Annotated in this window: 23 protein-coding genes; 14 read left to right on the forward strand and 9 right to left on the reverse strand. The window is 38.6% G+C overall.

Translation table 11 applies throughout. The features are described from left to right. Positions 1-113: 113 nt before the first annotated feature. Positions 114-2369, reverse strand: coding sequence for an excinuclease ABC subunit UvrA (locus LC419_RS12305; RefSeq protein ID WP_223607638.1), 2256 nt, complete (start codon positions 2367-2369; stop codon positions 114-116). 49 nt (positions 2370-2418) lie between these two features. Here LC419_RS12305 and LC419_RS12310 point away from each other — a divergent pair, with 49 nt between their 5' ends. Then, positions 2419-2841 (forward strand): MarR family winged helix-turn-helix transcriptional regulator, encoded by a 423-nt coding sequence (locus tag LC419_RS12310; protein WP_223607639.1) that lies wholly within the window; start codon positions 2419-2421, stop codon positions 2839-2841. Between the two features lie 36 nt (positions 2842-2877). Here LC419_RS12310 and LC419_RS12315 read toward each other — a convergent pair whose 3' ends face one another. From LC419_RS12315 to LC419_RS12330, 4 genes are read right to left on the reverse strand one after another with little or no spacing between them, the layout of a single operon-like run. Beyond that, a complete protein-coding gene (locus tag LC419_RS12315) occupies positions 2878-3789 on the reverse strand; it encodes a TIGR01777 family oxidoreductase (protein WP_223607640.1) in 912 nt (303 codons plus the stop codon). 27 nt (positions 3790-3816) lie between these two features. Then, positions 3817-4161, reverse strand: a complete 345-nt coding sequence (locus LC419_RS12320) for a hypothetical protein (RefSeq protein WP_223607641.1) — start codon at positions 4159-4161, stop codon at positions 3817-3819. A gap of 5 nt (positions 4162-4166) precedes the next feature. Further along, a complete protein-coding gene (locus LC419_RS12325) occupies positions 4167-4769 on the reverse strand; it encodes an HPP family protein (protein WP_223607642.1) in 603 nt (200 codons plus the stop codon). Continuing rightward, complete coding sequence (locus LC419_RS12330) at positions 4769-5365, reverse strand: arginase family protein (RefSeq protein ID WP_223607643.1); 597 nt, start codon at positions 5363-5365, stop codon at positions 4769-4771. The genes LC419_RS12325 and LC419_RS12330 overlap by 1 nt, the downstream gene beginning before the upstream one ends. A gap of 432 nt (positions 5366-5797) precedes the next feature. Here LC419_RS12330 and LC419_RS12335 point away from each other — a divergent pair, with 432 nt between their 5' ends. The 8 genes from LC419_RS12335 (at position 5798) to LC419_RS12370 (ending at position 16701) form a co-directional block, all read left to right on the forward strand. After that, the gene (locus LC419_RS12335) at positions 5798-6130 is read left to right on the forward strand and encodes a single-stranded DNA-binding protein (RefSeq protein WP_223607644.1); all 333 of its coding nucleotides are present in this window, start codon (positions 5798-5800) and stop codon (positions 6128-6130) included. A 14-nt stretch (positions 6131-6144) separates the two neighbouring features. Then, on the forward strand, positions 6145-6600 hold the full coding sequence (locus LC419_RS12340; RefSeq protein ID WP_223607645.1) for an HRDC domain-containing protein: 456 nt from the start codon (positions 6145-6147) through the stop codon (positions 6598-6600). 306 nt (positions 6601-6906) lie between these two features. Beyond that, positions 6907-8259, forward strand: a complete 1353-nt coding sequence (gene hisS / locus LC419_RS12345) for a histidine--tRNA ligase (RefSeq protein WP_223607646.1) — start codon at positions 6907-6909, stop codon at positions 8257-8259. Positions 8260-8476: 217 nt separating this feature from the next. Next, a complete protein-coding gene (locus LC419_RS12350; protein WP_223607647.1) occupies positions 8477-9238 on the forward strand; it encodes a GntR family transcriptional regulator in 762 nt (253 codons plus the stop codon). 61 nt (positions 9239-9299) lie between these two features. Next, positions 9300-12629: a glycoside hydrolase family 38 C-terminal domain-containing protein gene (locus LC419_RS12355; RefSeq protein ID WP_223607648.1), complete on the forward strand. Its 3330-nt coding sequence runs from the start codon at positions 9300-9302 to the stop codon at positions 12627-12629. A gap of 3 nt (positions 12630-12632) precedes the next feature. After that, complete coding sequence (locus LC419_RS12360; RefSeq protein WP_223607649.1) at positions 12633-13559, forward strand: ROK family protein; 927 nt, start codon at positions 12633-12635, stop codon at positions 13557-13559. A gap of 26 nt (positions 13560-13585) precedes the next feature. Then, on the forward strand, positions 13586-15340 hold the full coding sequence (locus tag LC419_RS12365; RefSeq protein WP_223607650.1) for a class I mannose-6-phosphate isomerase: 1755 nt from the start codon (positions 13586-13588) through the stop codon (positions 15338-15340). Between the two features lie 5 nt (positions 15341-15345). Next, positions 15346-16701 (forward strand): sugar porter family MFS transporter, encoded by a 1356-nt coding sequence (locus LC419_RS12370; RefSeq protein WP_223607651.1) that lies wholly within the window; start codon positions 15346-15348, stop codon positions 16699-16701. A 132-nt stretch (positions 16702-16833) separates the two neighbouring features. Here LC419_RS12370 and LC419_RS12375 read toward each other — a convergent pair whose 3' ends face one another. Further along, entirely contained in the window at positions 16834-17124 is a 291-nt protein-coding gene (locus LC419_RS12375; RefSeq protein ID WP_223607652.1) for a hypothetical protein, read from the reverse strand. Positions 17125-17233: 109 nt separating this feature from the next. Between LC419_RS12375 and LC419_RS12380 the strand changes: the two genes are divergently transcribed. The 5 genes from LC419_RS12380 to LC419_RS12400 all read left to right on the forward strand — a co-directional run bounded on the left by LC419_RS12380 (position 17234) and on the right by LC419_RS12400 (position 21182). Further along, a complete protein-coding gene (locus LC419_RS12380; protein ID WP_223607653.1) occupies positions 17234-17770 on the forward strand; it encodes a PH domain-containing protein in 537 nt (178 codons plus the stop codon). Between the two features lie 90 nt (positions 17771-17860). After that, positions 17861-18802: a PH domain-containing protein gene (locus LC419_RS12385; protein ID WP_223607654.1), complete on the forward strand. Its 942-nt coding sequence runs from the start codon at positions 17861-17863 to the stop codon at positions 18800-18802. A 15-nt stretch (positions 18803-18817) separates the two neighbouring features. Then, positions 18818-19651, forward strand: a complete 834-nt coding sequence (locus tag LC419_RS12390) for a PH domain-containing protein (protein ID WP_223607655.1) — start codon at positions 18818-18820, stop codon at positions 19649-19651. An 11-nt stretch (positions 19652-19662) separates the two neighbouring features. Beyond that, the gene (locus tag LC419_RS12395) at positions 19663-20307 is read left to right on the forward strand and encodes a GNAT family N-acetyltransferase (RefSeq protein WP_223607656.1); all 645 of its coding nucleotides are present in this window, start codon (positions 19663-19665) and stop codon (positions 20305-20307) included. A gap of 83 nt (positions 20308-20390) precedes the next feature. Beyond that, positions 20391-21182: a bifunctional 2-polyprenyl-6-hydroxyphenol methylase/3-demethylubiquinol 3-O-methyltransferase UbiG gene (locus tag LC419_RS12400; protein ID WP_223607657.1), complete on the forward strand. Its 792-nt coding sequence runs from the start codon at positions 20391-20393 to the stop codon at positions 21180-21182. Between the two features lie 419 nt (positions 21183-21601). On the opposite strand, the gene LC419_RS12405 is transcribed toward LC419_RS12400, so the two are convergent. The 3 genes from LC419_RS12405 to LC419_RS12415 all read right to left on the reverse strand — a co-directional run bounded on the left by LC419_RS12405 (position 21602) and on the right by LC419_RS12415 (position 23759). Further along, positions 21602-21838 carry a YtxH domain-containing protein gene (locus tag LC419_RS12405; protein WP_223607658.1) on the reverse strand — a complete coding sequence of 79 codons (237 nt, stop codon included), beginning with the start codon at positions 21836-21838 and terminating at the stop codon, positions 21602-21604. A 96-nt stretch (positions 21839-21934) separates the two neighbouring features. Then, positions 21935-22777, reverse strand: a complete 843-nt coding sequence (locus LC419_RS12410; protein ID WP_223607659.1) for an isoaspartyl peptidase/L-asparaginase — start codon at positions 22775-22777, stop codon at positions 21935-21937. 94 nt (positions 22778-22871) lie between these two features. Then, positions 22872-23759: a cyanophycinase gene (locus LC419_RS12415; RefSeq protein ID WP_034725657.1), complete on the reverse strand. Its 888-nt coding sequence runs from the start codon at positions 23757-23759 to the stop codon at positions 22872-22874. Between the last annotated feature and the right edge of the window lie 40 nt (positions 23760-23799).

The following is a 23799-nucleotide window of genomic DNA, read 5'->3' on the forward strand; positions in this document are numbered from 1 at the left end:
TGTTTTGATGGAATTTATATAAGTGCTAAATTAATATTTCTTTTTCAACAGGGCTTTAAAATTCCCTTAAAATAAGGTGACCGGGATGATATTTTCACTTATATATCAATACATTATTTGCCTTTCAAATGTTTCTTTAAATAAACGGAGGTTGCAGAATGTTTTGCAGATAGCAGATTTTCTACAGTTCCTTCGAATACAATCTTCCCACCCAGTTTTCCTGCTCCGGGACCGATATCAATAATCCAGTCGGCCTGAGCAATGATATCCAGATTGTGTTCAATAACGATGAGGGTATTTCCCTTATTGACCAGTTCATCAAAGAAAGAAAGGAGCTTCTCATTATCAATAGGGTGAAGTCCAGTACTGGGTTCGTCTAAAATAATAATCTGATCGGTTTGATTCAGTTCTTTGGTCAGCTTTAAACGCTGTCTTTCACCGCCTGAAAAACTGTCCAGCCCTTGTCCGAGCGTCAGATAGTCCAATCCTAATTTGATCAGCAGGCTAAATTCATGCTCAAAACCGGATTTAGGGAAAAAGTGAAGCGCTTCCTGAACAGTCATATTCATAATGTCGGCGATATTTTTTTCTTTATATGGATATCGTAGAACTTCAGGCCTGTATCCTGATCCGTGGCAGACTTCACAAGGCTGTTCAATATCATCCATAAAAGCGAGATCTATTTTTTCAATCCCCAATCCTCTGCAATTGGGGCACGCGCCTTCTCCGTTTCTGCTGAAAAGTTTTTCGGAGACATTGTTGGTGTTTGAAAAAAGCTTCCTTACGGTATTTGACAGATTGAGGTAGGTTAAAAGGTTTGAGCGGCTGCTCGCTGTGAAAACAGACTGATCTACTACGGTTACCTGTGGGTAAAATAAAGGTAAAACTTTATTGATCAATGTGCTTTTTCCGGAACCTGCCACACCGGTTACTACAGTCATAATTCCGGTTGGTATTTTGACACTGACATTTTTTAGATTGTGAAGATGGCCGTTTTTTATTTCAAGAAAACCTTTTGCTGATCTGGGATTTACATTGTAAATTCGTTCTTTACTGAAATAACTGGCTGTTTTACCTTTTGCATTTTTTAAGCTTTTAAAAGTACCCTGATACATAATTTCCCCGCCGTTTTTTCCTGAACCTGGGCCCATATCGATGATCAGGTCTGCTATTTTGATGAGATCAGGATCGTGCTCCACAATCAGAACTGTATTGCCCTTGTCCCGTATTTTTTGAATGATATCCACAATATGGTCAATATCTTTCGGATGAAGACCGATACTGGGTTCATCGAAAATATAGAGTAGATCTACAAGGCTGTTTCCCAGCTGTTTGACCATTTTTATCCGTTGGGATTCCCCTCCTGAAAGCGTGTCTGTTTGCCGGTCCAGGCTCAGATACTGTAAGCCTACATCCAGAAGGTTTTGAAGTTTCTTTTCAAGTTCCCCGATGACAGAAGCATAGGTTTCAGAAGGTATTTTCTGGATGAAACTGAGCAAATCATCGACTGATAAGGCTGTACAGTCTGCAATGTTTTTACCGTTTATTTTACAGGTCAGTACCTTTGAATTAAGGCGCTGTCCTTTGCACACAGGACATTCTTTAGTAATGATGACATTCTTTAAGGTCTCTTTTCGGGTGACATTCTCCTTTGAATCCTTTTTCAGAAATGAGTTTTCAATTCTTGGAATGACTCCTTTATATTTTACGGTTTTTCCCCATTCCTTATTGGGTTTTTTAGGAGTGTGCTCTTCTGCATTGAGTAGTATTTCCCATTCATCTTTGGTGAAATCTCTGAGTTTTTTGTCGTTATCAAAGTAGCCTGAATGAATATAACGGGTCAGCCTCCAGCCACCTGGCTGAAATGTCGGAAACAGGATGGCGCCTTCGTTCAGTGATTTATTTTTATCAAAAAGAGTGTCAATATTTACAGTCTGTACATAGCCCAATCCTTCACATTCGCGGCACATTCCCTGTGGATTGTTAAATGAGAATACATTAGAGTAGCCGACAAATGGTTTTCCGATTCTCGAGAAAAGCAATCGGAGGGATGCATAAATATCCGTGGCCGTTCCCACTGTCGAACGTGCATTTCCACCCAATCTTTTCTGATTGATAATAAACGGAACATTGAGATTTTCTATTTTATCAACATTAGGAACCCCGAAATGCTGCAGCCGGTTTCTGACAAAACTGTTTTGGGTCTCGTTGATCTGGCGTTGGGCTTCAGCTCCAATCGTTTCAAATACCAAAGATGATTTCCCGGAACCGGAAACTCCCGTAAATACCGTTATCTTGTTCTTTGGAATGCGTAATGAAATATTCTTTAAATTATTCTGTCGGGCATGGGTAATAATAATTTCTTTCATAATAATTTTCATTAACTTTGTTAACAGTTAACTAAGTTAACTATTTTTTATGAAAAAACAGAAAGATGATTTTTTTGATGCCTTTACAGATTTGCAGTGCTTTATACTGGCCAATATGAACAAAGGAAATATAAGTGGGGTAACGGCCACGCATTACAATATAATAGAATATATTTACCGAAAAGAGGAAGTCACCGGAAAGCAGATTTCCCGGGCATTTAATGTAAGTCAGGCAGCTGTTTCCAAACAGATCAGATTTTTGATTAAAAATGAGCTGATAGAACAGAAACAAAATAACTCGGACAGAAGAATATTTAACCTTTCTGCCACAGAAAAAGGTCAGTTTTTAATCAACAATTCTGAAGATTTCCGGAAAACGGTTGCTGATCAGGTTTCGGCTGTGTTAGATGATAATGAATTACAGACATTCACAACTCTGCTGAATAAAGTTTTGAAGAATATCAAAATATAAAGAGCACAGGAATCCCGGATTTACCGTTCGCCGATATCAATTCTTTTTTTTCAAAAGATCCTCCAAAGCCCCTTTCAAATCGGGAAATTTAAACCGAAACCCTGTATTCTGAATCTTTTGTGAAGAAGCTCTTGAGCCTTCCAGTAATGCATCTGCCAACTCTCCGAATATCAGTTTTAAAACGAAAGCCGGTACATTGGGCATAAACAAAGGTTTGTTCAGGACTTCAGCGATTTTCTTCGTTAAATTTTCGTTGGTTGTATGTTGAGGAGAAACCGCATTATAAGGTCCATCCATAGATGAGTTCTTCAAAGCAGTTTCATAGATCGAACAGATATCCTCAATATGAATCCACGGCATGTATTGCTTTCCGCTTCCTAAGGCAGACCCTATGCCATATTGGATAGTGGGAAGCATCTTCTTCAATGCCCCGTCTTCTTTAGAAAGTACTACAGCTGTCCGTATTTTCACAACTCTTTCAGCCAGATTCTGCTCTTTGAAATCATCTGCCGCTCTTTCCCATAAAACCACCACTTCACTTAGGAAGTCATTACCCGGTGGATCATCTTCCGTATAAATCTTATCAGTCGTTACAGTACCATAATAATTGATCCCTGATGCGGAAATAAAGGATTTTAGCTTTATATTTTTCTTTCTGACAGTTTCCAGAAGAAGGCCTGCAGAATTGACACGGCTGGAAATCAGTTCCTGTTTTCTTTCTTTGGTCCAGCGTTTTTCAGAAATATTGGCTCCCGCCAGATGAATGATGTGTGAAACATTGTCCAGTGCAGATTCATCTATCGTTCCTTTTTTGATATCCCATTCAAAATCATGCTCATGTTTTTTCTTTCGGGTAAGGAAGCGAACAGTGTATTCTTTTTCTATTTTTTTAGACAATTCACGGGCGATCATGCCGCCGGCGCCGGTTATCAGAACGATTTCTTTCATAATACTGTATTTAGGAATGGTGTAGGATTATGCCTGACTTTTAACGATCAGAACAAAATCTTCTTCTAAAAGTTTATAGCCGTAATCATAAATAAATCTATATTCAGAACCATTTTTATAAACTTTCAGGTTGGTGAAGTAATCGAAATCAAAACCCAAGCCATCCATTCTTGATTTTGCAATTTTTGCTTTGCCGTCTGTATTCAGTTCCATCAGGATTCGGTAGTTTTTGCGAAGTTTGTTATTCACATTCCGCATCAGATTGGTGGAATCTTTATTCTGCTTATTATTGTAGGCGTTGCGACAGGCATCGTTGCAGAATTTTTTATCAGACCTCCCGATAATTTTTTCGCCACATTCAAGACATTCCATGTTTTTTATTTTTTCATTTTGTGGGTGTGTTCGTGTTTTTTTCTTAAAAGCCGTTTGAATCTGCTATGGGAAGGGTAGCTTCTGTTCGGCGTCATATTATTGAATAAAAGGGCAGCAAGAAGAAGAATGATACAGCCTGATAAAACAGGAGAAAGTACATACCAGTAGCCTAATTCAGGAATCTTTCCCACAGAGCTCACCGCAATCAGAGCTGTAGCGCCTCCGGGTGGATGAAGGGTTTTGGTATACTGCATCAGTACAATAGAAAATGCCACGGCCAGTGGGGCAGAAAGCCAGATAATATCGGGAACGATTTTATAAACGGTAACGCCGACAATAGCTGAAAGCACATGGCCTCCCACAAGATTCCTGGGCTGAGCCAATGGACTCTGAATTGCACCATAGATCAGAACACTCGAGGCCCCGAAAGATCCGATCAGGAATATATTCTCAGTAGCGGAAACAGCATGGGACTGGATGAAAGCAATGAGTCCAATACCTACAAATGCTCCCAGAAAGGACCAGAAATGTTCTTTATAATCAACCAGAGTTTCTTTGTAGATCACGTATTTTGATACTCTGAATGTTCTTTTGATCGTCTTCTTCATTAATCTTCTTTATTTTTTATGAGTTGAATTAAATTCTTTACGAAAGCCACATATTCTTCATCATCCGTTTCTGCATTTCCGACACAATAGATGTTTTCTTCCAAAAAATAAGGCTTAAATCCCTGAATATTGGTTAATTTTTCATGCCCCTTTCCGGTAATGATGGCAAGGTCAAGTCCTGCTACGGCAGCTGTTTCGGAAAGACTTACAGGAATAAAATCAGTATGTCCGTCCAGATAAAAAAGTCCGTAATTTCCAAGCTTCTTTAAAGCGAGAGCAGTTCCTATCAAAATACTGCAGTCGCCACCAAGCATAATATTGAATGAGTCTTTTGTATGATTTTTTAAGATAGAATCAGCCTGTTTTTTGGCATATTCAATAATGCCCGCAGCATTTAAAACACCTGACTCCTGATCAATTTCCATCGAATAATCTGGCGCATCCAGTCTGAAAATATTTTTAGGGTTGATTTCTTTGTGAAAATCAAATTTTCTGAGCCAGTCGGGGAGCTTTCTGACACCGGGCTCGGTTTCGTGTTCTTTTTTCTTTAATCCCAAATTGAGAGGAAACTCAAAAATATTGATGTCCCTTTTCATAAATGATATTTGTTCAAAGGTACGGAATTATCCGTTTGAAAACGGGTAAAGTTCTACACAAGGCCTTTTTTTGAATGTTTGTTTACCTACACTGTGATGAGAATAATTAAAGAAAATGATCATATTATTTGAAAATTTTAATCGATGGAAGCAGATCATAAATTTTAACCTCCGAATTAAGGAATAGTCACAATTTTTTTCCAGTTAAAAATAAATAAATTTTATCAAAAAAGGTTGATTTCAACACCATGCCTAATGGAGTAAATCTTTACAAATCAGAAAGAATATTAATCGACAACAAACGGATACAAATGAATTTAAATAGTTTATAACCGACTAAGCTACTGTGCTGTGACCATCTTTGCAACAGAGATTTGAGAAAGACAGTGAACGTCTCTTATCTGAATTATTAATCTTAAAAATTTTAAAGCTATGTCACTAAGAAACAAAGTAACATTAATTGGTTACACAGGAAAAGAAGTTGAAATCGTAAACTTCGAAAATGGAAACGTAAAAGCAAGTGTGTCTCTAGCCACCAGCGATCATTACACCAACGCAAAAGGTGAAAAAGTAGAAGAAACACAATGGCACAATCTGATTGCCTTTGGAAAAACAGCTGAGATCCTTCAGAAATACGTCCCTAAGGGAAAAGAAATTGCTATTGAAGGAAAGCTTACTTACAGATCTTACGATGATAAAGATGGTGTGAAACGATATATTACGGAGATCAGAATCGATGAGATTCTACTGCTGGGAAGTAAATAATTTTAAAAACACAGATGATGAAAGTAAAAGTTTTTAAAATCAGACTTCCTGAAGAATTTCTCTATAAAGATCAAAGAATGCTTGATGACTTCCTGGAAGTGAACGAAATTATAAAAGTGGAAACCGCTTTTGTAAATGATGAAAGTTATTGGTCCGTGGTCCTGTATTTTGAAGAGGTGAAAACCACTAAAAGTGTTGTGAAGGAGCCCAAAGCAGTTAAATACTCTGCAGATAATGATGTCTTAAACTCAGATGAAGAAAAAATTTTAGATGCCCTGAAATACTGGAGATCAGAGAAGGCGAAAGAACAGAATCTCCCCACTTATTTTATCGCGAGCAATAAAGAACTGATGTCTGTGGCCAAGTATAAGCCTGTGAAAAAAGAAGAACTGCTTGAAATCAAAGGTTTCGGAAAACATAAGATTGAAAACTATGGTGAAGAGATTTTAGAAATCCTTGAAAGCGTCTGATTTTTCGGACTTAGTAATGATCATGCATTATGGGCTGGGGAAGATTTTTTCCTCAGCTTTTTTATGTTTCGGAAAAGTCCTTTCAATTCCTTATTTTTGCACTGCTTATCTATTCGACCCAGACTTAACAATAGCTTTTATGTGTAATATTTGATAAGTTACACATTAAAAACAAGGAAGAATGAAAATCAAAGATTTTCAAAAACTTAACTGAAACTAAGGTGTTTTACCTTTGTGTCTTTTGTAGTTTAAACCTTTGTGTCGTTTAAGCATGTTTAATTATTAATATCATTTATCAATTATAAAATGAAACCAAGTTTAGCAAAAGGAACGAGAGATTTTACAGCACAGGAAGTGTCCAGAAGAAAATATATCATCAATATATTGCAGAATAATTTTGAATTATTCGGATTTCAGCCCTTGGAGACTCCAAGCTTTGAAAATCTTTCTACGTTGACAGGAAAGTACGGCGAAGAAGGTGACCGACTGATTTTTAAGATTTTAAATTCAGGAGAGTATGCTTCAAAAGTAAATCAGGAAGACTGGGATAATAAAAACCATCAGAAACTAATCTCCCAAATTTCAGACAAAGCCCTTCGCTATGACCTTACTGTACCTTTTGCAAGATTTGTAGCGATGAATCATGGGAAACTTACATTTCCTTATAAGCGTTACCAAATCCAGCCGGTTTGGAGAGCAGACCGTCCGCAGAAAGGAAGATTCAGAGAGTTTTACCAATGTGATGCAGATGTAGTGGGAAGTGAAAGCCTTTTACAGGAAGTAGATCTGGTTCAGCTGTATCTGAAGTCGTTTGCTGATCTGAAAATTCCTGTTACCATTCATATGAACAACAGAAAGATCCTTTCCGGTCTTGCAGAATATGCGGGTATCACGGATAAACTGATTGAATTTACTGTTGCTTTGGACAAACTTGATAAGATCGGGAAAGAGGGTGTTGTGAAGGAGCTATTGGAAAGAGAGATTTCTCAGGAATCTATTGATAAACTGGAATTCTTATTTAATCAGTCAGATGATGCATTGGAAAACCTTCTTCAGCTTAAGGAGAAATTTGCAGACAGCGAAATTGGATTGAAGGGAGTGGAAGAACTGGAATTTGTTTTGACACAATCTCTGAATCTTGGCGTAGATATGCAGAATCTTGTATTCAATATTACGCTGGCCAGAGGTTTAGATTATTATACCGGAGCTATTTTCGAAGTGAAAGCAGATGAAGTGGCGATGGGCTCTATCGGCGGAGGCGGGAGATATGACAACCTTACAGAAGTCTTCGGCGTAAAAAACATTCCGGGAATAGGAATCTCGTTTGGATTGGACAGAGTGTATCTGGTGATGGAAGAGCTTAACCTTTTCCCTGAAGAAGCTACCACTCAGGTAGAATATCTGTTTGCTAATTTCGGAGGAGAAGGAATTGTAGAAGCTTTAAAACTGATTATGCAGTTAAGAGAAAAAGGAGTTTCCGCTGAACTTTACCCTGAAAATGCAAAACTGAACAAGCAGTTTACCTATGCTGAAAAGAAAGGAATTAAAAACCTGGTTTTCTTAGGAGAAGAAGAAATTAAAAACGGAACGGTTACTTTCAAAGATCTTACAGCCGGAGAGCAGAAAACACTTTCTCTAGAAGAATTTTTAAGTCTGTAAAAAGTTTTCAAGAGAACAAAGATCCTGTTACAGAAGTTTATTCGGGCATTCAAAAGCTTAGTTTAACCTTCTGTAACAGGATTTTTTTGTGAAAGTAAAATGATTATTTATTAGTTTTTTCATGATTTCTTTAAGGTGTCTTCTATGAAATAAACTTTTTGAAATATTTTTACTTTCGAAAAGAAAAAATAATTACATTTGTTTCAATCTTATATGTATGAACATACCTACAAAGAATTTCACCATTGACCATAAAAGTAAACTGCCGCTTCATGTACAGGTAGAAGAGCTTTTTCGCAAGCTTATTAAAATAGAACCTTTCAGTAAAGGTGCTCTGCTTCCCAAAGAAGTAGATCTGGCTAACCTTTGGAGTGTTTCCCGGAATACGATCCGCCAGGCAACGAATAAGCTGGAGCATGAAGGCCTTATTGTCCGTAAAAAAGGGATCGGGACCCGCGTTGCAGAGAAGAAAAGTTTGGTTACGGGTCTGGACCACTGGTATAGTTTTACGAGGGAAATGCAGGAAAAAGGGATTGAAGTTATCAATCTTTTGCTAAAAACTGAAATTGAAACTCCTGGTGAAACGGTATGTAATTTTTTCAATGTAACTCCGGATAAAAAGTTATTTAAACTATCAAAGTTAAAAGGAGAAAACTCTGATGAACCTATTGTTTATTTTGAAAGCTACTTTCATCCGCGAATCGGTATCAGCAAAGAAGATGACTTTAATATTCCTTTATACACGATGCTGCAGGAACGTTATGGAGTAGTGGTACACCAGTCCAGAGAAAATATCAGCGCCAGTAATGCAGGAACCGTGATAGGGAAAAAATTAAAAGTACCAGCATCTTTCCCCATTCTGAAACGCGAACGTTTTGTGTATGATATCAATGGAAAACCGGTAGAATACAATATCGGGTATTACAGATCAGATAAATTCACTTACAGCATAGACATTACAAAATCTTCTGAAATTTAAAACATTTTCAGATTTATATATGTTCAAACATTCTTACATGAATTTTAAAAATATAAAGCTTATGCATAAAAGACATTTTACTTTATTAGTGTTTATTCTCCTGTCGGGTCATTTGGTTTACGGACAGAAAAAAGTCCCTTATTTTGGGAATATAGAAACCGTCAATGGTTATGCCCGGGAAATAAGTGGTGAAAATATCAGCTATTTTTCTGCATTTCCCGATTATGCCAATCAGGCATTACTGACCCGTACTACAGATGGTGCTAAAGTTATTGAATGGGAAACTGATGCGGTACCCGGAAAAGTGTCAGGTCCATATATTTATTTCAGCTGGCTGGTCTCTCATTCTTCCGGAACCAGTGGAGGGATAAGGCATTTCGATCTTTCTGTTAATGGAGAAAAGGCGCTTACCCTTACTACTTATCCCGGAAACCAGCGTAAGAACTGGATTTCTAAAGCATCCGACAGTACAGCTTTTGTATTTCATCAGACGAAAACAGACGGACTCAAAGATTCTTATGGAATTGCTTATTTAAGAATACCCGTAAAAAAAGTGACTCCCGGTAAACCACTTCGACTGAAAATGACTGGTCAGGCACAAAACAGCAGAGACTGGTTTATGACCTATAAATTTACTTTTCAGGAAAAAATGGATGCAGATATGACTCCCTTTATTCTCAAAGATGGTAAAAGAGTGATCAATCTTACCACCCTGCATTTTGGAAAACAACAAAAGATAACGGCCAAAATCAACAACAAAGAAACCTTTTCCTTTAGCATGGAAGATGGTATGAAAAGCTTTGAAATACCTGTTTCTGTTTCAGAGAAGGAAAATTCATTATTGATAACTGTAACTACAGACAATAAAGAGATTTACCGAAAAATACTTCCCATTGAAGCTGTAGTTCCCCGTACGCTGTATTTTATTCATCATTCCCATACGGATGTAGGATATTCTCATTTGCAGGCAGAAGTGGCGAAAATTCATACTCAAAATATCTATGATGCCCTCAAAATGATTGAAGAAACCCGCAATCTGTCTGAAGAAGCCCGTTTTAAATGGAATGTAGAAGCGCTTTGGGATGTAGAGAATTTTATGCAAAAAGCGACTCCTCAGGAAATACAGTCATTTGTAAAAGCCGTAAAAGAAAGTAATATCGGCCTTTCTGCGATGTATGCCAATATTCTGACAGGACTGAGTCAGCCTGAAGAATTATTCCATTATACCGAATATGCACAAAAACTGGAAAAAGAATATGGCCTTTCTATTAAAAGCGCAATGATGTCTGATGTTCCGGGATTTGCATGGTCTTTGGTACCGGCATTAACTTCTTCCGGGGTAAAATATTTTTCAAGCGGGCCGAATTATCTGGGTAAGAGCAATCCTTATCTGGGAGACCGCGTGGGAAATTTTGTGAAAAACTGGGGCGATCGCCCGGTATGGTGGCAGTCACCCGCCGGTAAAGACAAAATATTATTCTGGACTGCGGGCAGAGGATACTCTTCATGGCATGGAACCCATCCGGGTGATGTCTTTGAAAGCGGGAAGAAAAAAATTGCCGAATATCTTGATGACCTTACGAAAACCCAATACCCTTACGATATGGTACAGTGGCGCTACAATATAGTAGCTGATAACGGGCCTATTGATACGTCTGTGTCAAAATTTGTAGAAGAGTGGAACCAAAAATATACTTCCCCGAAAATCATTCTAAGTACCAATGAAAAAATGTTTGAAACATTTGAAAAGAAATATGGTGATCAGATTCCTGTGGTAAAAGGAGATATAAGTCCTTATTGGGAAGACGGAGCAATGTCTACAGCTAAAGAGGAAGGTGTCAACAGAAACAGCAGTTTAAAACTTCAACAACTGACAACCCTTTATTCTATTCTGAATCCGGATCTCTATAATCGTGATACATTCTATGAAGCCTGGAAAAATGTCATTCTTTTTCACGAACATACCTGGGGAGCATTCAATAGTATTACGGCTCCGGATCTTCCGTTCGTGACTGATCAGTGGAAGGTGAAAAAACAATTTTCTACTGATGGAAATACACTGGCCAACAAACTGGAAGAAGATTTATTAAAACCAATCATCAGTTCCGAATCAAAAACGATAGCCGTTTTCAATACCTCATCCTGGAAACGCAGCGGGACTGTCGTTATTAAAAACAAAGTAGATGGAAACGGTTTGGTAGATGCTTCAGGTAATAAAATTCCGATACAGAAGCTTAATGATGGGACGGTAGCATTTGTGGCGAATGATGTTCCTGCTTTAGGATATACATTGTACAAAGTGATTAAAGATGCAGTAAAAGTAAAGAATTCCTTTTCGATTTCGGATCATCAGATTTCTAATGGAAAAGTGACAGTAGCATGGGATGCAAAGACTGGAAGTATCACGCAGATTAAAGACAATAGTGAATTGAACCATGCCGGAAGTTTTAATCAGCAGGGAATCAACAGCTATTGGTATGTACCCGGATCGGATCCTAAGGAAGCTTTATCCAATTCAGCTGTTAAAGTAAAGATTCTGGAAAATGGTCCCTTGGTGGCTAAAGTCTCCTTATTATCAGAAGCTCCGGGAGCCAACAGCCTTGAACGTATCATTACTTTGTTTTCAGATACCAATGAAATTTCCCTGGAAAATATTGTAGATAAAAAGCCTGTCCGTACCAAAGAATCTGTGCATTTTGGATTTCCTTTTAATGCAGGATTTAAAGATGTAACGGTAGATGCAGGCTATGGAATCATGAAATACCTCACCGACCAGCTTCCGGGATCCAATATGGATTATTGGTACAGCCGCCGTTGGGTGGATGCCTCTTCAGGAAAAAAAGGAATCCAATGGTTGATGTTGGAAACTCCATTAACTGAAGCGTCCGAAATGATAGACGAAAGAATGGTCATAGACAACAGCCATAAAAAATGGAAAGATAAAGGAATTCCGGGTACAACCAACTGGTTCAGCTACGCTATGAATAATTATTGGCATACCAATTATAAAGCTGATCAGGATGGCCCGGTGCATTATCACTATGCGCTTCGTCCCCATGATGGTTTTAATGCGGTGGAGAATGAAAAATCAGCGGCAGCATTTACTCAGCCTTTTATAGCAGTTCCTGTAAATGAAAAATTACCTGCAGGAGGAAGCCTGTTTCAAATGAGTAACGATAAAATTGTCGTGACCACGATCACACCGGACAAGGATCATAGCTTTGTGATCAGGCTTTATAATTCTGATGAAAAAGAACAGTCCACTGCTTTGCTGTGGGGAAAATTGAAGCCTAAAAAATTGATCAGTATGAAAACCGGAAAAGCTTTTTCTACTGATGAAAAAATGACGATTGCGGGAATGGACGTTGTAGAAATAAAAGTTTTGCCTTAAGCTATGTCAAAATCAGTGATTGCAATCGACATGGGCGGAACCATGATCAAAATAGGGATTGTAAAAGAAGACATCATACTGTCCTCAACGTCCATCAGTGCTGATTCCAGGAACGGTCTCAGACAAAGACTGCCTTACATAGAACAGACTGTAAAAGATTTGCTGGCTCAGCAAGGACTTTCCAGTAAAGACATTGCAGGTTTGGGAATCGCTTCTCCGGGCATTATCGATAGTAAACAGAAGAAAATACTTTCCATTGATAAAAAATTTGGGGATGCTCCGGATATTGATCTCGAGGAATGGTGCAGACAGACTTTCGAGCTTCCTTTTTGTATTGAAAATGATGCCCGCGCAGCATTATTGGGAGAATGGAAATATGGCAAAGCAAAAGACATGGATAATGTTGTTTTAATGAGCCTGGGTACAGGAGTAGGGAGTGCTGCTGTGATAGAAGGTCAGCTGCTTAAAGGCAAGCATTTTACTGCCGGAATACTAGGCGGACATTTTGTGATCAACTACAAAGGAACAGTCTGCAACTGTGGTAATAAAGGATGTGTAGAAACAGAAGCTTCAACCTGGAAACTCAACTCACATTCAGATAATACAGATGTTGAATTGTCACTGTCGGACTATAAAACGGTCTTTCAGCTAGCAGAACAAGGTGATTCTGCTGCACTGGCCATACGTGATCAGAGTTTAGACGTTTGGGCAGCGTGCGCTATTAATCTTATTCACGCCTATGATCCCGAAATACTTATCCTTACAGGAGGCATCATGGGAAGCGGGTCTCATATTATACCGTATATCAGGAAACAGACAGAACAACATGCCTGGACGCCATGGGGAAAGGTGAAAGTTGAAGCCGCTGCTTTTCCTTCCTCAGCTGCCTTGTACGGGATGAGCTATCTTGTCAAGAGCCAGAATAAGTGAAATTAAATTAATGAAATCGAATAATAATGAAATCGAATTACAACAAATTTCCCGTTACACCCGTAAAAGGCCATAGCTGTATTGCAGGCTGGAAAAATATCATCAGTCAATTAGATCAGGATTCACCGAAGATCATTGCTATTGAATGCTATCCGGGTGTTTTTGTGGAAGAAATTATAGCCGAAATAAAGGAACTTTTAAATCCGGATTTGATTATCAATACCTCCGATGCTATGAAGTCCGAAGCAGAAATCAGCGCATTGGTGCAGCCTTATGTCACGGATGATCCCGTGTTTGGATACATGACGTCTCTTGAACTGGAAGATTATTTTGATGAGGTAAAAATTGAAAAACTTAAGACAAAGATAAATTCTGCAAATGGCCGCGTTATCATCGTAGGCCCGGGAGCACTTTTATTGGACAGCCGGCCCCAATTGATCCTCTATGCAGATATGCCCCGCTGGGAAATACAGATGCGTTATCGAAACAATACGGCGTGTAATCTGGGAAAAACAAACTATACAGACTCTTTTGCTTATCAGTATAAACATGCCTATTTTGTAGACTGGCGTGTTTGTGACCGGTACAAAAAAAGAATACTGGAAAGTTGCCATTTTATGCTTGATACTACAAAGCCTCATCAGCCCAGAATGATCAGTGTACAGGCGTTGTATGATGCCTTAAAACAAATTGTAAATTCACCGTTCAGAGTTGTTCCTTTTTTTGATCCGGGTCCATGGGGCGGGCAGTGGCTGAAGGAAGTCTGTGATCTCGACAGAAATGCTACTAATTACGCCTGGGGATTTGACTGCGTTCCCGAAGAAAACAGTCTGCTCTTAGAATTCGGGGATGAGGTTGTAGAGATCCCATCGATAAATCTGGTGTTTCTTCAGCCTGAAGCCTTATTGGGGAAACAGGTATATGAAGGCTTTGGAGATGAATTTCCCATCCGCTTCGACTTTCTGGATACGATGGAAGGGGGGAATCTGAGTCTTCAGGTACATCCGTTGAAGGAGTATATAAAGGAAAAATTCGGAATGATATACACACAGGATGAAAGCTACTATATGCTGGACGCTGGAGAAAATGCTTTTGTCTACCTTGGGCTGAAAGAAAATATAAGCCCTGAACATATGATGAATGATCTGGAAGAAGCCCAACAAGGGAATACTTCTTTTCATGCAGATCGATATGTACAGAAATGGCCTGTCCGCAAACATGATCATGTGTCTATTCCTGCGGGAACAGTTCACTGTTCGGGAGCGAATTCTGTGGTTCTGGAAATAAGTGCTACGCCTTATATTTTTACCTTTAAACTCTGGGACTGGGAACGTATGGGACTGGATGGAAAACCAAGACCCATATCTCTGGAACACGGTAAAAAAAATATACATTGGAACCGTGATACGTCATGGACTCAAGAAAATATACTGAATCTCACAGTGCCTGTCGCAGAAGGTGACGGATGGAGAGAAGAACGAACCGGCCTGGATGCATTGTCATTCATTGAGACCAGACGGCACTGGTTCAGTAAAAAAGTCGTTCATCATACGGAAGGGATTGTTAATGTTTTAAATCTGGTTGAAGGGCGGCAAGTCATTGTAGAAAGTCCGGATGAAAGGTTTGAACCTTACATCATCCATTATGCAGAAACCTTTATCATACCGGCGTCTATAGGAGCTTATACCATTACGCCTTACGGTGAAAGTGAAGGAAAAGAATGTGTCACGATAAAAGCATCCATCCGTCTGGATAGGATGAAAGAAAAAATCTTAAAATAATGAGTATGCAGCAGACTGAAAATTCTCACATTATTTATAAAGCTGTCCTGGTAGCATCGGTGGGCGGCCTATTATTCGGGTATGATACTGCAGTGATTTCCGGATCTATCGGTTTTATGCGGACTTATTATCACTTGTCTGATGCTATGACGGGCTGGACAGCTTCATGTGCGCTGCTGGGATGTCTTGTCGGAGCTATGTATTCAGGAATGCTGAGTGACCGGATAGGGCGGAAAAAAGTGTTGATGATTTCTGCATTGCTGTTTACCATTTCTTCTGTCGGAACGGCTTGGGCTCCAAGTCTCTGGATTTTTGTCGTGTTCCGTATTGTGGGTGGGATGGGAATTGGTATCGCATCCATCCTGTCCCCGATGTATATTTCAGAAATGGCACCTGCTGCTATACGGGGTCGTTTGGTTTCCATTTTTCAGCTGGGGATAGTAACCGGTATTCTGGTTATTTATTTCGTGAATGCATACATCGCCAGTATTTATGATGAAAGCTGGAATGTTTCTCACGGTTGGAGATGGATGTTTGGTTCAGGCGTTATTCCTTCATTAATCTTTATTTTATTGCTCTTTACTGTTCCGGAAAGTCCAAGGTGGCTGGCCGAAAAAAAAGAATACACAAAAGCTTTGTCGATACTGAATCTCATTCATGGAGAAAAGAAAGGAGCTGTAGAACTCGATTCTATAAAAGCGTCATTAAAAGATGCACTTCCTTTTTCATGGTCCCATCTCAAAGATTCAAAACTGAAAAAAACCCTTGCCATAGGTATTATGCTGACGATATTTTCACAGATTACAGGGATCAATGCCATTATGTATTATGCTCCTGAGATATTCAAATCGACAGGTGTGGGTTCAGGATTTGCGCTGATGCAGACTATTATTGTTGGCGTTATCAATGTCATATTTACCTTTGTGGCTATAAAATATGTAGATCACTGGGGACGGAAAACGCTATTGATATATGGGATTGCAGGGATGATTATTTGCCTGGGTATCGTAGGCATTGCTTTTTTTATGCATTTACAGGGATATCTCATTCTTATGGCGATACTTGGATACATTGCCAGTTTTGCGATGTCACTGGGGCCGCTTACTTTTGTTGTTATTTCTGAGATATTTCCTAACAGAGCCCGCGGAACCGCTATGTCTATAGCCACTTTCTGTCTCTGGCTTGCCGTTTTTGCCGTTTCGCAGACTTTCCCTGTGCTGATGGGATCTTTGGGGCCGGCTTATACATTCTGGTTATACATGGCTGCTGCTTTCATGGCGTTAATCTTTGTATGGAAAAAAGTTCCGGAAACCAAAGGGAAAACATTGGAGGAGATCGAAGAAGGGTGGACTCAAAAATAAAAACTACTGTCGGAAATTAAATAATTTTTTCATCATAATGTATGATCTGTAAAAAACAGGCCTGCTTTGCATCAGAAGCAGGCTTCTTATTTCATAGTATTTTTTAAGACAAAAAGGAATTGCTTTTTGTTTTTAATATTTACTTTCATTCCAGTGAGCATGAATCCAATTTCGGATATTCAACTGACTGTGCAGGTCTGAAGGAACTTCATTCCTTATCATTCTTTCAATTTTTATGGCTGAGGATTTGTTTTTTAAACTCCAGATATCACTGAGCTTATTGATGAAATAGAGAATTTCATAGCCTTCTTTTCTGTTTAATAAAGTGCTGTCGGGTTCACCCGTTACTTTTGGATCGTCAGGATCTATAGCACTCCAGGAATAATCTGTAAAATAAAGATCTGCTTTTGTAATTAATGACATGATAATAATTTTATTCAAAAATAATTAGGTGGAAAATAACAGCCTTATGGTTTTCCGTATTTTAAAAAAAATTAAATTTGTAATATGTCCCATTGATAAAAAACGAATAATGAGCGAAAAATCAAGACTTGATCAAATAAAAGATGAGCTGGAAACCTTAGATATCAATCCTACCATTTTTGCCAGAAAAGAAATTCACGCATTGCCGGAAGTGCTTTCGGAGAATGAAAAACTGGTGTATCTGATTGAGGGGAGAAATAAACTGACCAATCACCACATTATTTTGGTGGCCACAGAAAGAAGATTGATTTTTGTGGATAAAGAATTCATGTATGGGCTGAAAGTAGAAGATTTTTCCTATGATAAAGTCAGTTCCATACAATATGAAAAGTCATTGATGCTGGCTTCCATAGACATTCATATCTCGGATAATGTTCTCGAGATCGATAATGTAGGGAAATATTATGCAGAACTGTTTTGTGAAAAGGTAAGAGACTTCATGGCCCGTCCTAAAGAATATTTCCAGAATAAATCTGAGCCAACCATTTTAGATCAATTGGAGCAGTTAGGAAGAATCAGGGAGAGTGGCGTTCTGACTGAAGAAGAATTTGAGTTGCAGAAGAAAAAACTGATGGAAAGATTGTAATATTGTCTTTAATTTAAACCCAAATTTGTAATTTGGGTTAATGCAAATTTTGTTGAACATTAATCTTTAAACTATTAAACATAAAACCAAATGAACACTGAATGCGCTTTATGCGGAACTCCGCTTACCTCCATGGATACAATTTTAGGAGAAAATAAACTTTCCGATGGCGGAATTCTATGCAATAAATGCCTGAACAAAGCCACCAATATCAATACGGATCTTGTATCAAACCTAGCCAGTTACAGCATTGCACAGATAAGAAGCATGGTCCTGAATGAAGGAACTGAACAGGAAATGGCCATAGAAACTAACCCATTTGAAACCATACAGATAGCACAGCCGAGAATTGTTGAAACTCCATCTCAAAGTATTCAGTTTACCTATACACCGGATGAACCCAGCAGGTTGGACGAAATCAAGGATCAGATCGTAGCGACGGGTGCTAAGCTTAGTCTTTTTGTGGACAGCGAGGTAGAAGAGCTGGTGAATGTTCTTGATGAAAACGAAAAACTTATTGCCATTGCAGAAGGAAAGTATCTTCATAATAATCTGGAGGGAATTGTGGTTTCCACAGAGAGAAGAATTATTTTCGTTGATAAAAAGTTTTTCGGAGGTGTTTTTGAAAATGAGTTCCCGCTTCACAAAGTAAGTTCCGTACAGCATGATACAAGTCTGATGTCTTCAACTTTAAAGGTTTTTACACCCGGTTTCACTGCTGAGTTTAAGCTGTATATAAAAAGCGCAGCAAGGAACTTCCACGATGCTGTAAAGGATTATGTCGGCCGTTCCGAAGATCAGATCAGAATACAGCAGATGCAGGCAAAACAACAACAACAACAACAACAACAACAACAACAACAGCAACAATTCGTACAGCAACCGCCTAAATTCCAGCAGAATTCTGAGCAAAAAGAAGCCCCTTCACTGATATTTGAACAGCTTGAAAGATTGGGAAAACTTCGGGAAATGGGAGTTTTGACAGAAGAAGAATTTGCAGAACAGAAGAAAAAACTTCTGGCCAAACTTTAAAAAAAAGATCATACAATGAGCAATATCTGTGCATTATGCAGTGCTGAACTGACGTCAATAGACACGCTTCTCGGCGAAAATAAACTTTCGGATGGCGGAAATCTCTGCAACAAATGTCTGGATAAGGTCAGCAGTACCCATCAGGAACTTCTGTACAATCTCAATACATTCAGCATCAGGGATATTAAAAGCCTTGTGGAAACAGGTGAAATACAGCCGGAAATACCTGAACAACCCCAAGAAAATAAAATAGAAAGTATGGTGGTTTTTGCCTCTGATGAAATGTCCCGCGATCTTTACAAAAGAAGACTGAAAGAAATAAAATACCAATTGGAGCAGGTAGGTGCCAATCTCTCCATGTTTGCAAAAGGCGAAATCAAAGAACTGCCCCACATACTTGCCGTAGATGAGGTTATTCTTGCCGCCACCGATGCTCAGTTTATAAGGACTGTAGATGCAGGAATGCTGCTGGTAACTCCAAAAAGGATCGTTTCCGTATCAAAGGCTATGTTTGCCCCGGTAAAAGTAAATCAGTATCCAAACGAAACCATCAACGAAGTAAGTTTTGTCAGTAATTCCATTTCTCCGGTTATAAAACTGCATACAGATAATAAAATCGTTGAGTTCGAATGTTTCTGTGACAGATTAGATGGAGAGCGTTTTTACGACTTCATCAGCAAAATTTATAATCAAAATAAAGCAGCAAAACAGACGCCGGAAACAAAAGAAGTTGCATCCAATCTTATTTTTGAACAGCTTGAAAAACTGGGGAAACTGAGGGAAAATGGAATCCTCACAGAACTGGAATTTGCAGAACAGAAAAAGAAACTGCTCGATCAGCTTTCATAAATAATTTAAGCATGGCAGGCAATGTATCTGATGATATCCTGGAAAAGTGGTTGAAAGCATGGTCTCTGTCGAGGAAACTCCCTCTTCCGGTAAGATACCACTCGGGTTTTAAAGTAGAAGTAGGAGAGGAAAGGCAGAAAATAAGATATGTTTTTTCTGAGCTGAATGATGATTTTGTCGATCTTTCAAAGCAGATCAATGAACCCTGGGTCTATCTCAAAGTTTGCGCTTCTCCTGACGAAGTGAAAAACGTTGTCCCTGAAAAGTGGGTAATCCAGCCACCCGGATATATGATGTCTTGTTTCGGACCTATGAAGGCTACAGCTAAAGGTTTGTGTAAAGGTTACCGGATTGAGTATGAACAATATAATTCCACGGAAGTCATTAGAATCATTGCAGAAAACGGTGAACTGGCTTCTATAGGTCGGGTTGTTATAGTGGATGATCTTGCTGTTTACGACAGGATTATAACAGAAGAAAAACACCAGAGAAAAGGTCTCGCTACTTTCCTGATGCAGGAACTTGAAAAAACAGCATTATCAAAAGGGATATCAAATAATTTTTTAGTAGCTACCGGAGCGGGGAAAAGTCTCTATCAATCAATTGGATGGCAGCTTTACAGTCCTTATACATCCATCGTTATTCCTAATGTTTAATTTTTAAGGTGTAAAGTTAACCTTAATAAATCCCCATAATAAGATTTAAAAACATTGGTATATTTGTTTAAAATAATAAAACCATGGAAAATTACCTCGAAATCAATAAAAATTCCTGGAATGCCAAAGTAGATCCGCATTTGAAATCGGATTTCTATTTTGTAGATGAATTTTTAAAAGGAAGAACTTCTCTTAACTCCATAGAACTGGAGCTTTTGGGTGATATAAAAGGAAAAAGTGTTCTGCATCTCCAGTGTCATTTCGGACAGGATTCTATTTCGCTTTCTAGAATGGGCGCGGATGTTACCGGAATCGATCTTTCGGATAAGGCTATTGAGGCTGGGAAAGATCTTGCACAACAATGCGGGACCAATACAAAATTCATTTGCTCGGATGTTTACAGTCTTCCGGATATTCTGGACCAGAAGTTTGATATCGTGTATACTAGTTACGGAACCATAGGCTGGCTCCCTGATCTGGATCAATGGGCTGGTGTGATCAGTCATTTTCTAAAACCTGATGGGAAATTTGTCATGGCAGAATTCCATCCGGCAGTCTGGATGTTTGACGATGATTTTACCAAAGTAGCCTATAACTATTTTAATGAAAAGCCTATCGTAGAAACCTTTGAAGGAACCTACGCTGACAGATCTGCGGATATCGTTCAGGAATATGTGATGTGGAACCATTCTCTGGGTGAAGTTCTTCAGAATTTGATTAACCATAAAATAGAGCTGGAAATCTTTCAGGAGCATGACTGGTCACCTTATCCGTGTTTTAGCCATGTGGATGAATTTGAAAGAGGAAAATGGAGAATTGCACACATAGGAAATAAAATCCCGATGGTGTATAGCTTAAGAGGAAGGCAGAAGTAAATTTAAAAGAGGGAAGCTGGAAGTTGTTATTGGTCAATGGGTTTAACTTCAATCCCAAAAAAGCGAAGTTTTTAAAAATAGGAATAGTATGGATGACTGCTAGGAATGACCTAGGAAGCTGTAACGTTAAGAAAATGAATTCTTTGAACGTTAAAAAAACGCTATTGTTTGAGTGCGTGACAAAATTTGATTCTTAACATCGATTGTTACCGCAGGAGTTTAGAGTTTTTAGAGAATAGATTTCATTTTTAGTGAAAGTTTCCAGTCTTGAATTTTTCGTTCTTTTGTTTTAAGACAAAAGGACCTATAAAACATAAGATTATAGAAAATATTCTTCAGTTTGTAAAATAAAAAAGTCATCGTAATCCTGAGACTACGATGACTTTCTATATATGAATGTTAAAAAAACTAATCTGCTCTTAGCTTAAAGAATCTTCTGCTTTTGTTTTAGCTTCATCTACTTTGTTCTGAACCTGAGACGCAACGTCATTGGCTTTGTTTTTTACATCATTTCCCCATTTGTTCAGATTGTCCTTAGCTGTATTGATTTTATCTTTTACAGCCTGCTTCTCTTCAGGTGTAGAATTTTTGTATTTCCAATATGCCAAAGCACCAATTCCTAATAAAGCTAATAAACCTTTTGTCTTGTTTCCCATGATTTCTATTTTTAAGTGTTGTATTAAAATTTGTTATTACTAAACATGTAAAATACGTGCCAAAAAAATAAATCAGATGATAAAAAAATGTTAAAATTATTGGAAGACCTCAAAACTTTCGCCATCAAAACTGGCAAAGACCATCGTAGGATAAGAATCCTGATGATAGATATTTCCATCTTTGTCTATGGCAATGGCACCTGCGAATCCGTCAATCACCTTAAGTTCCTCAAAAGTCTTGGTAAAGGCTTGTTCAAGAGTCATTCCGTCGGTAGCTCTTGTGACGATCTTTGCGGCAGTCGCATTGCTTACAATATCTTCTCCAACACCGGTACAGCTTACAGCACAAACTGAATTGGCATAATTTCCTGCGACAGTAGCCGAATCTGAAATCCTTCCCGGAATTTCAAAACCTTTTCCTCCGGTAGAGGTTGCTACAGCCAGTTTTCCGTCCTTATCAAGAGCAACGCAGCCTACAGTTCCTTTTCCGCCATTATTCAGTTTAGCTTCATATTCGCTTCTTCTCTGAGGAATTTCAGTAGAAAAGTTTTCAAAACCATGTTCGGATGCGTAGATTTTAGCACCATTTCCGCCGAGAACCCTGTCATCTTCATGGATGAGTTCTTTGGCTACAAAAACAGGATTTTTTACTTCCTGAAGATTGATCACACCGCTTAATTTCTGCGTTTGTCCATCCATAATGGCAGCACTCATACGGATCACCCCATCACTTTGTATCTGGGAACCAATGCCTGCATTATAAAGAGGATCATCTTCCAGAAGAGAAACAGCATAAGCCACCGTATCAAATGCAGAATGCGTCTGAAGATAATCAAAGGCTTTCTGAGCGATCTGTTTTAAAGAATTTTGTTTGGCTGTCTTTACTTCATGGCTTTGGTCGCTTTCAGAGAAAAAACCGCCGTGGATGATTATTTTCATATGTTATAGGTGTCAATTGTGGAAATCAATTGTCAAGATAAAGTTAAAAAATTTTAGCTGATGAAATTCACAATTCACCATTTACTATTCACTTTTATTTGTCCTGCGGTATCGGATTAAACTGTGAATTCTCTATCGTCAGTTTTTTCGTAGTAAGGTCGTAATGGTCATTCATAGACATAACGTGTACGGTAAGGTTATCGATAGAAATAGGTTCTCCAAGGTTGATATTGGTAAGATTGGTGTCTTTAATGAACCTTCCGTCTACCAAGATCACAAGACCTGAACCTACAGCTGTCATGACATCATCATGAATAAAAAGTCCGGTATCTTCACCCAGCCCGATTCCCAGTGTTCTCGGATTGTTGACTACCGCCTGGAAAAGACGTCCGATTCTGCCTCTCTGTACAAAATGGGTATCAATAATGACGTTGTCTATTAAACCTAATCCCTGGGTGGTTTTAATTTCACCTTTCAAAAGAGATTCAGAGCTGCTTCCCTGATAAATCATATTTTCAGAAGCGGCTGCTGCACCGGCAGAAGTTCCGGAGTATATAAAGTCCTGTTCCTGATATTTCAGTAAAATGGTATCGTGAAATCGGGTCCCTCCAAGAATAGAGGTCAGTCTCAGCTGATCTCCACCGGTGAACATCACCACGTCTGCTGCATTGGCTCTTGCGGCCATAGCATCGGAATTGGCTTCTTCACGGTTGTGGATGTCAAGAATATTTACATTTTTGGCACCAAGAAACTCAAAAGCTTTCTTGTATTCTGTACCTACAATTTGTGGAATTTGTGAGGCTGTCGTTACGATTTCGATGACCGAATTTTCCTTGTGTTTTGATTCATTGATGATCTTTCGCAAGATCCCTCTTTCAAAGAAATTAAGGTTTTTTTCAATGTTCTGATCGAAATCGGTTTCTGCAAAACTTCCTTTGTTTACAGCTCCTCCGATAATAATTAATTTTCCAACGGGTCTCATCATAGTGTGCAAATTTAAAAAATAATTGACATTTGACGAA

The sequence above is a fragment of the Chryseobacterium sp. OSA05B genome (genome assembly GCF_019970065.1).
Classification (GTDB): domain Bacteria; phylum Bacteroidota; class Bacteroidia; order Flavobacteriales; family Weeksellaceae; genus Chryseobacterium.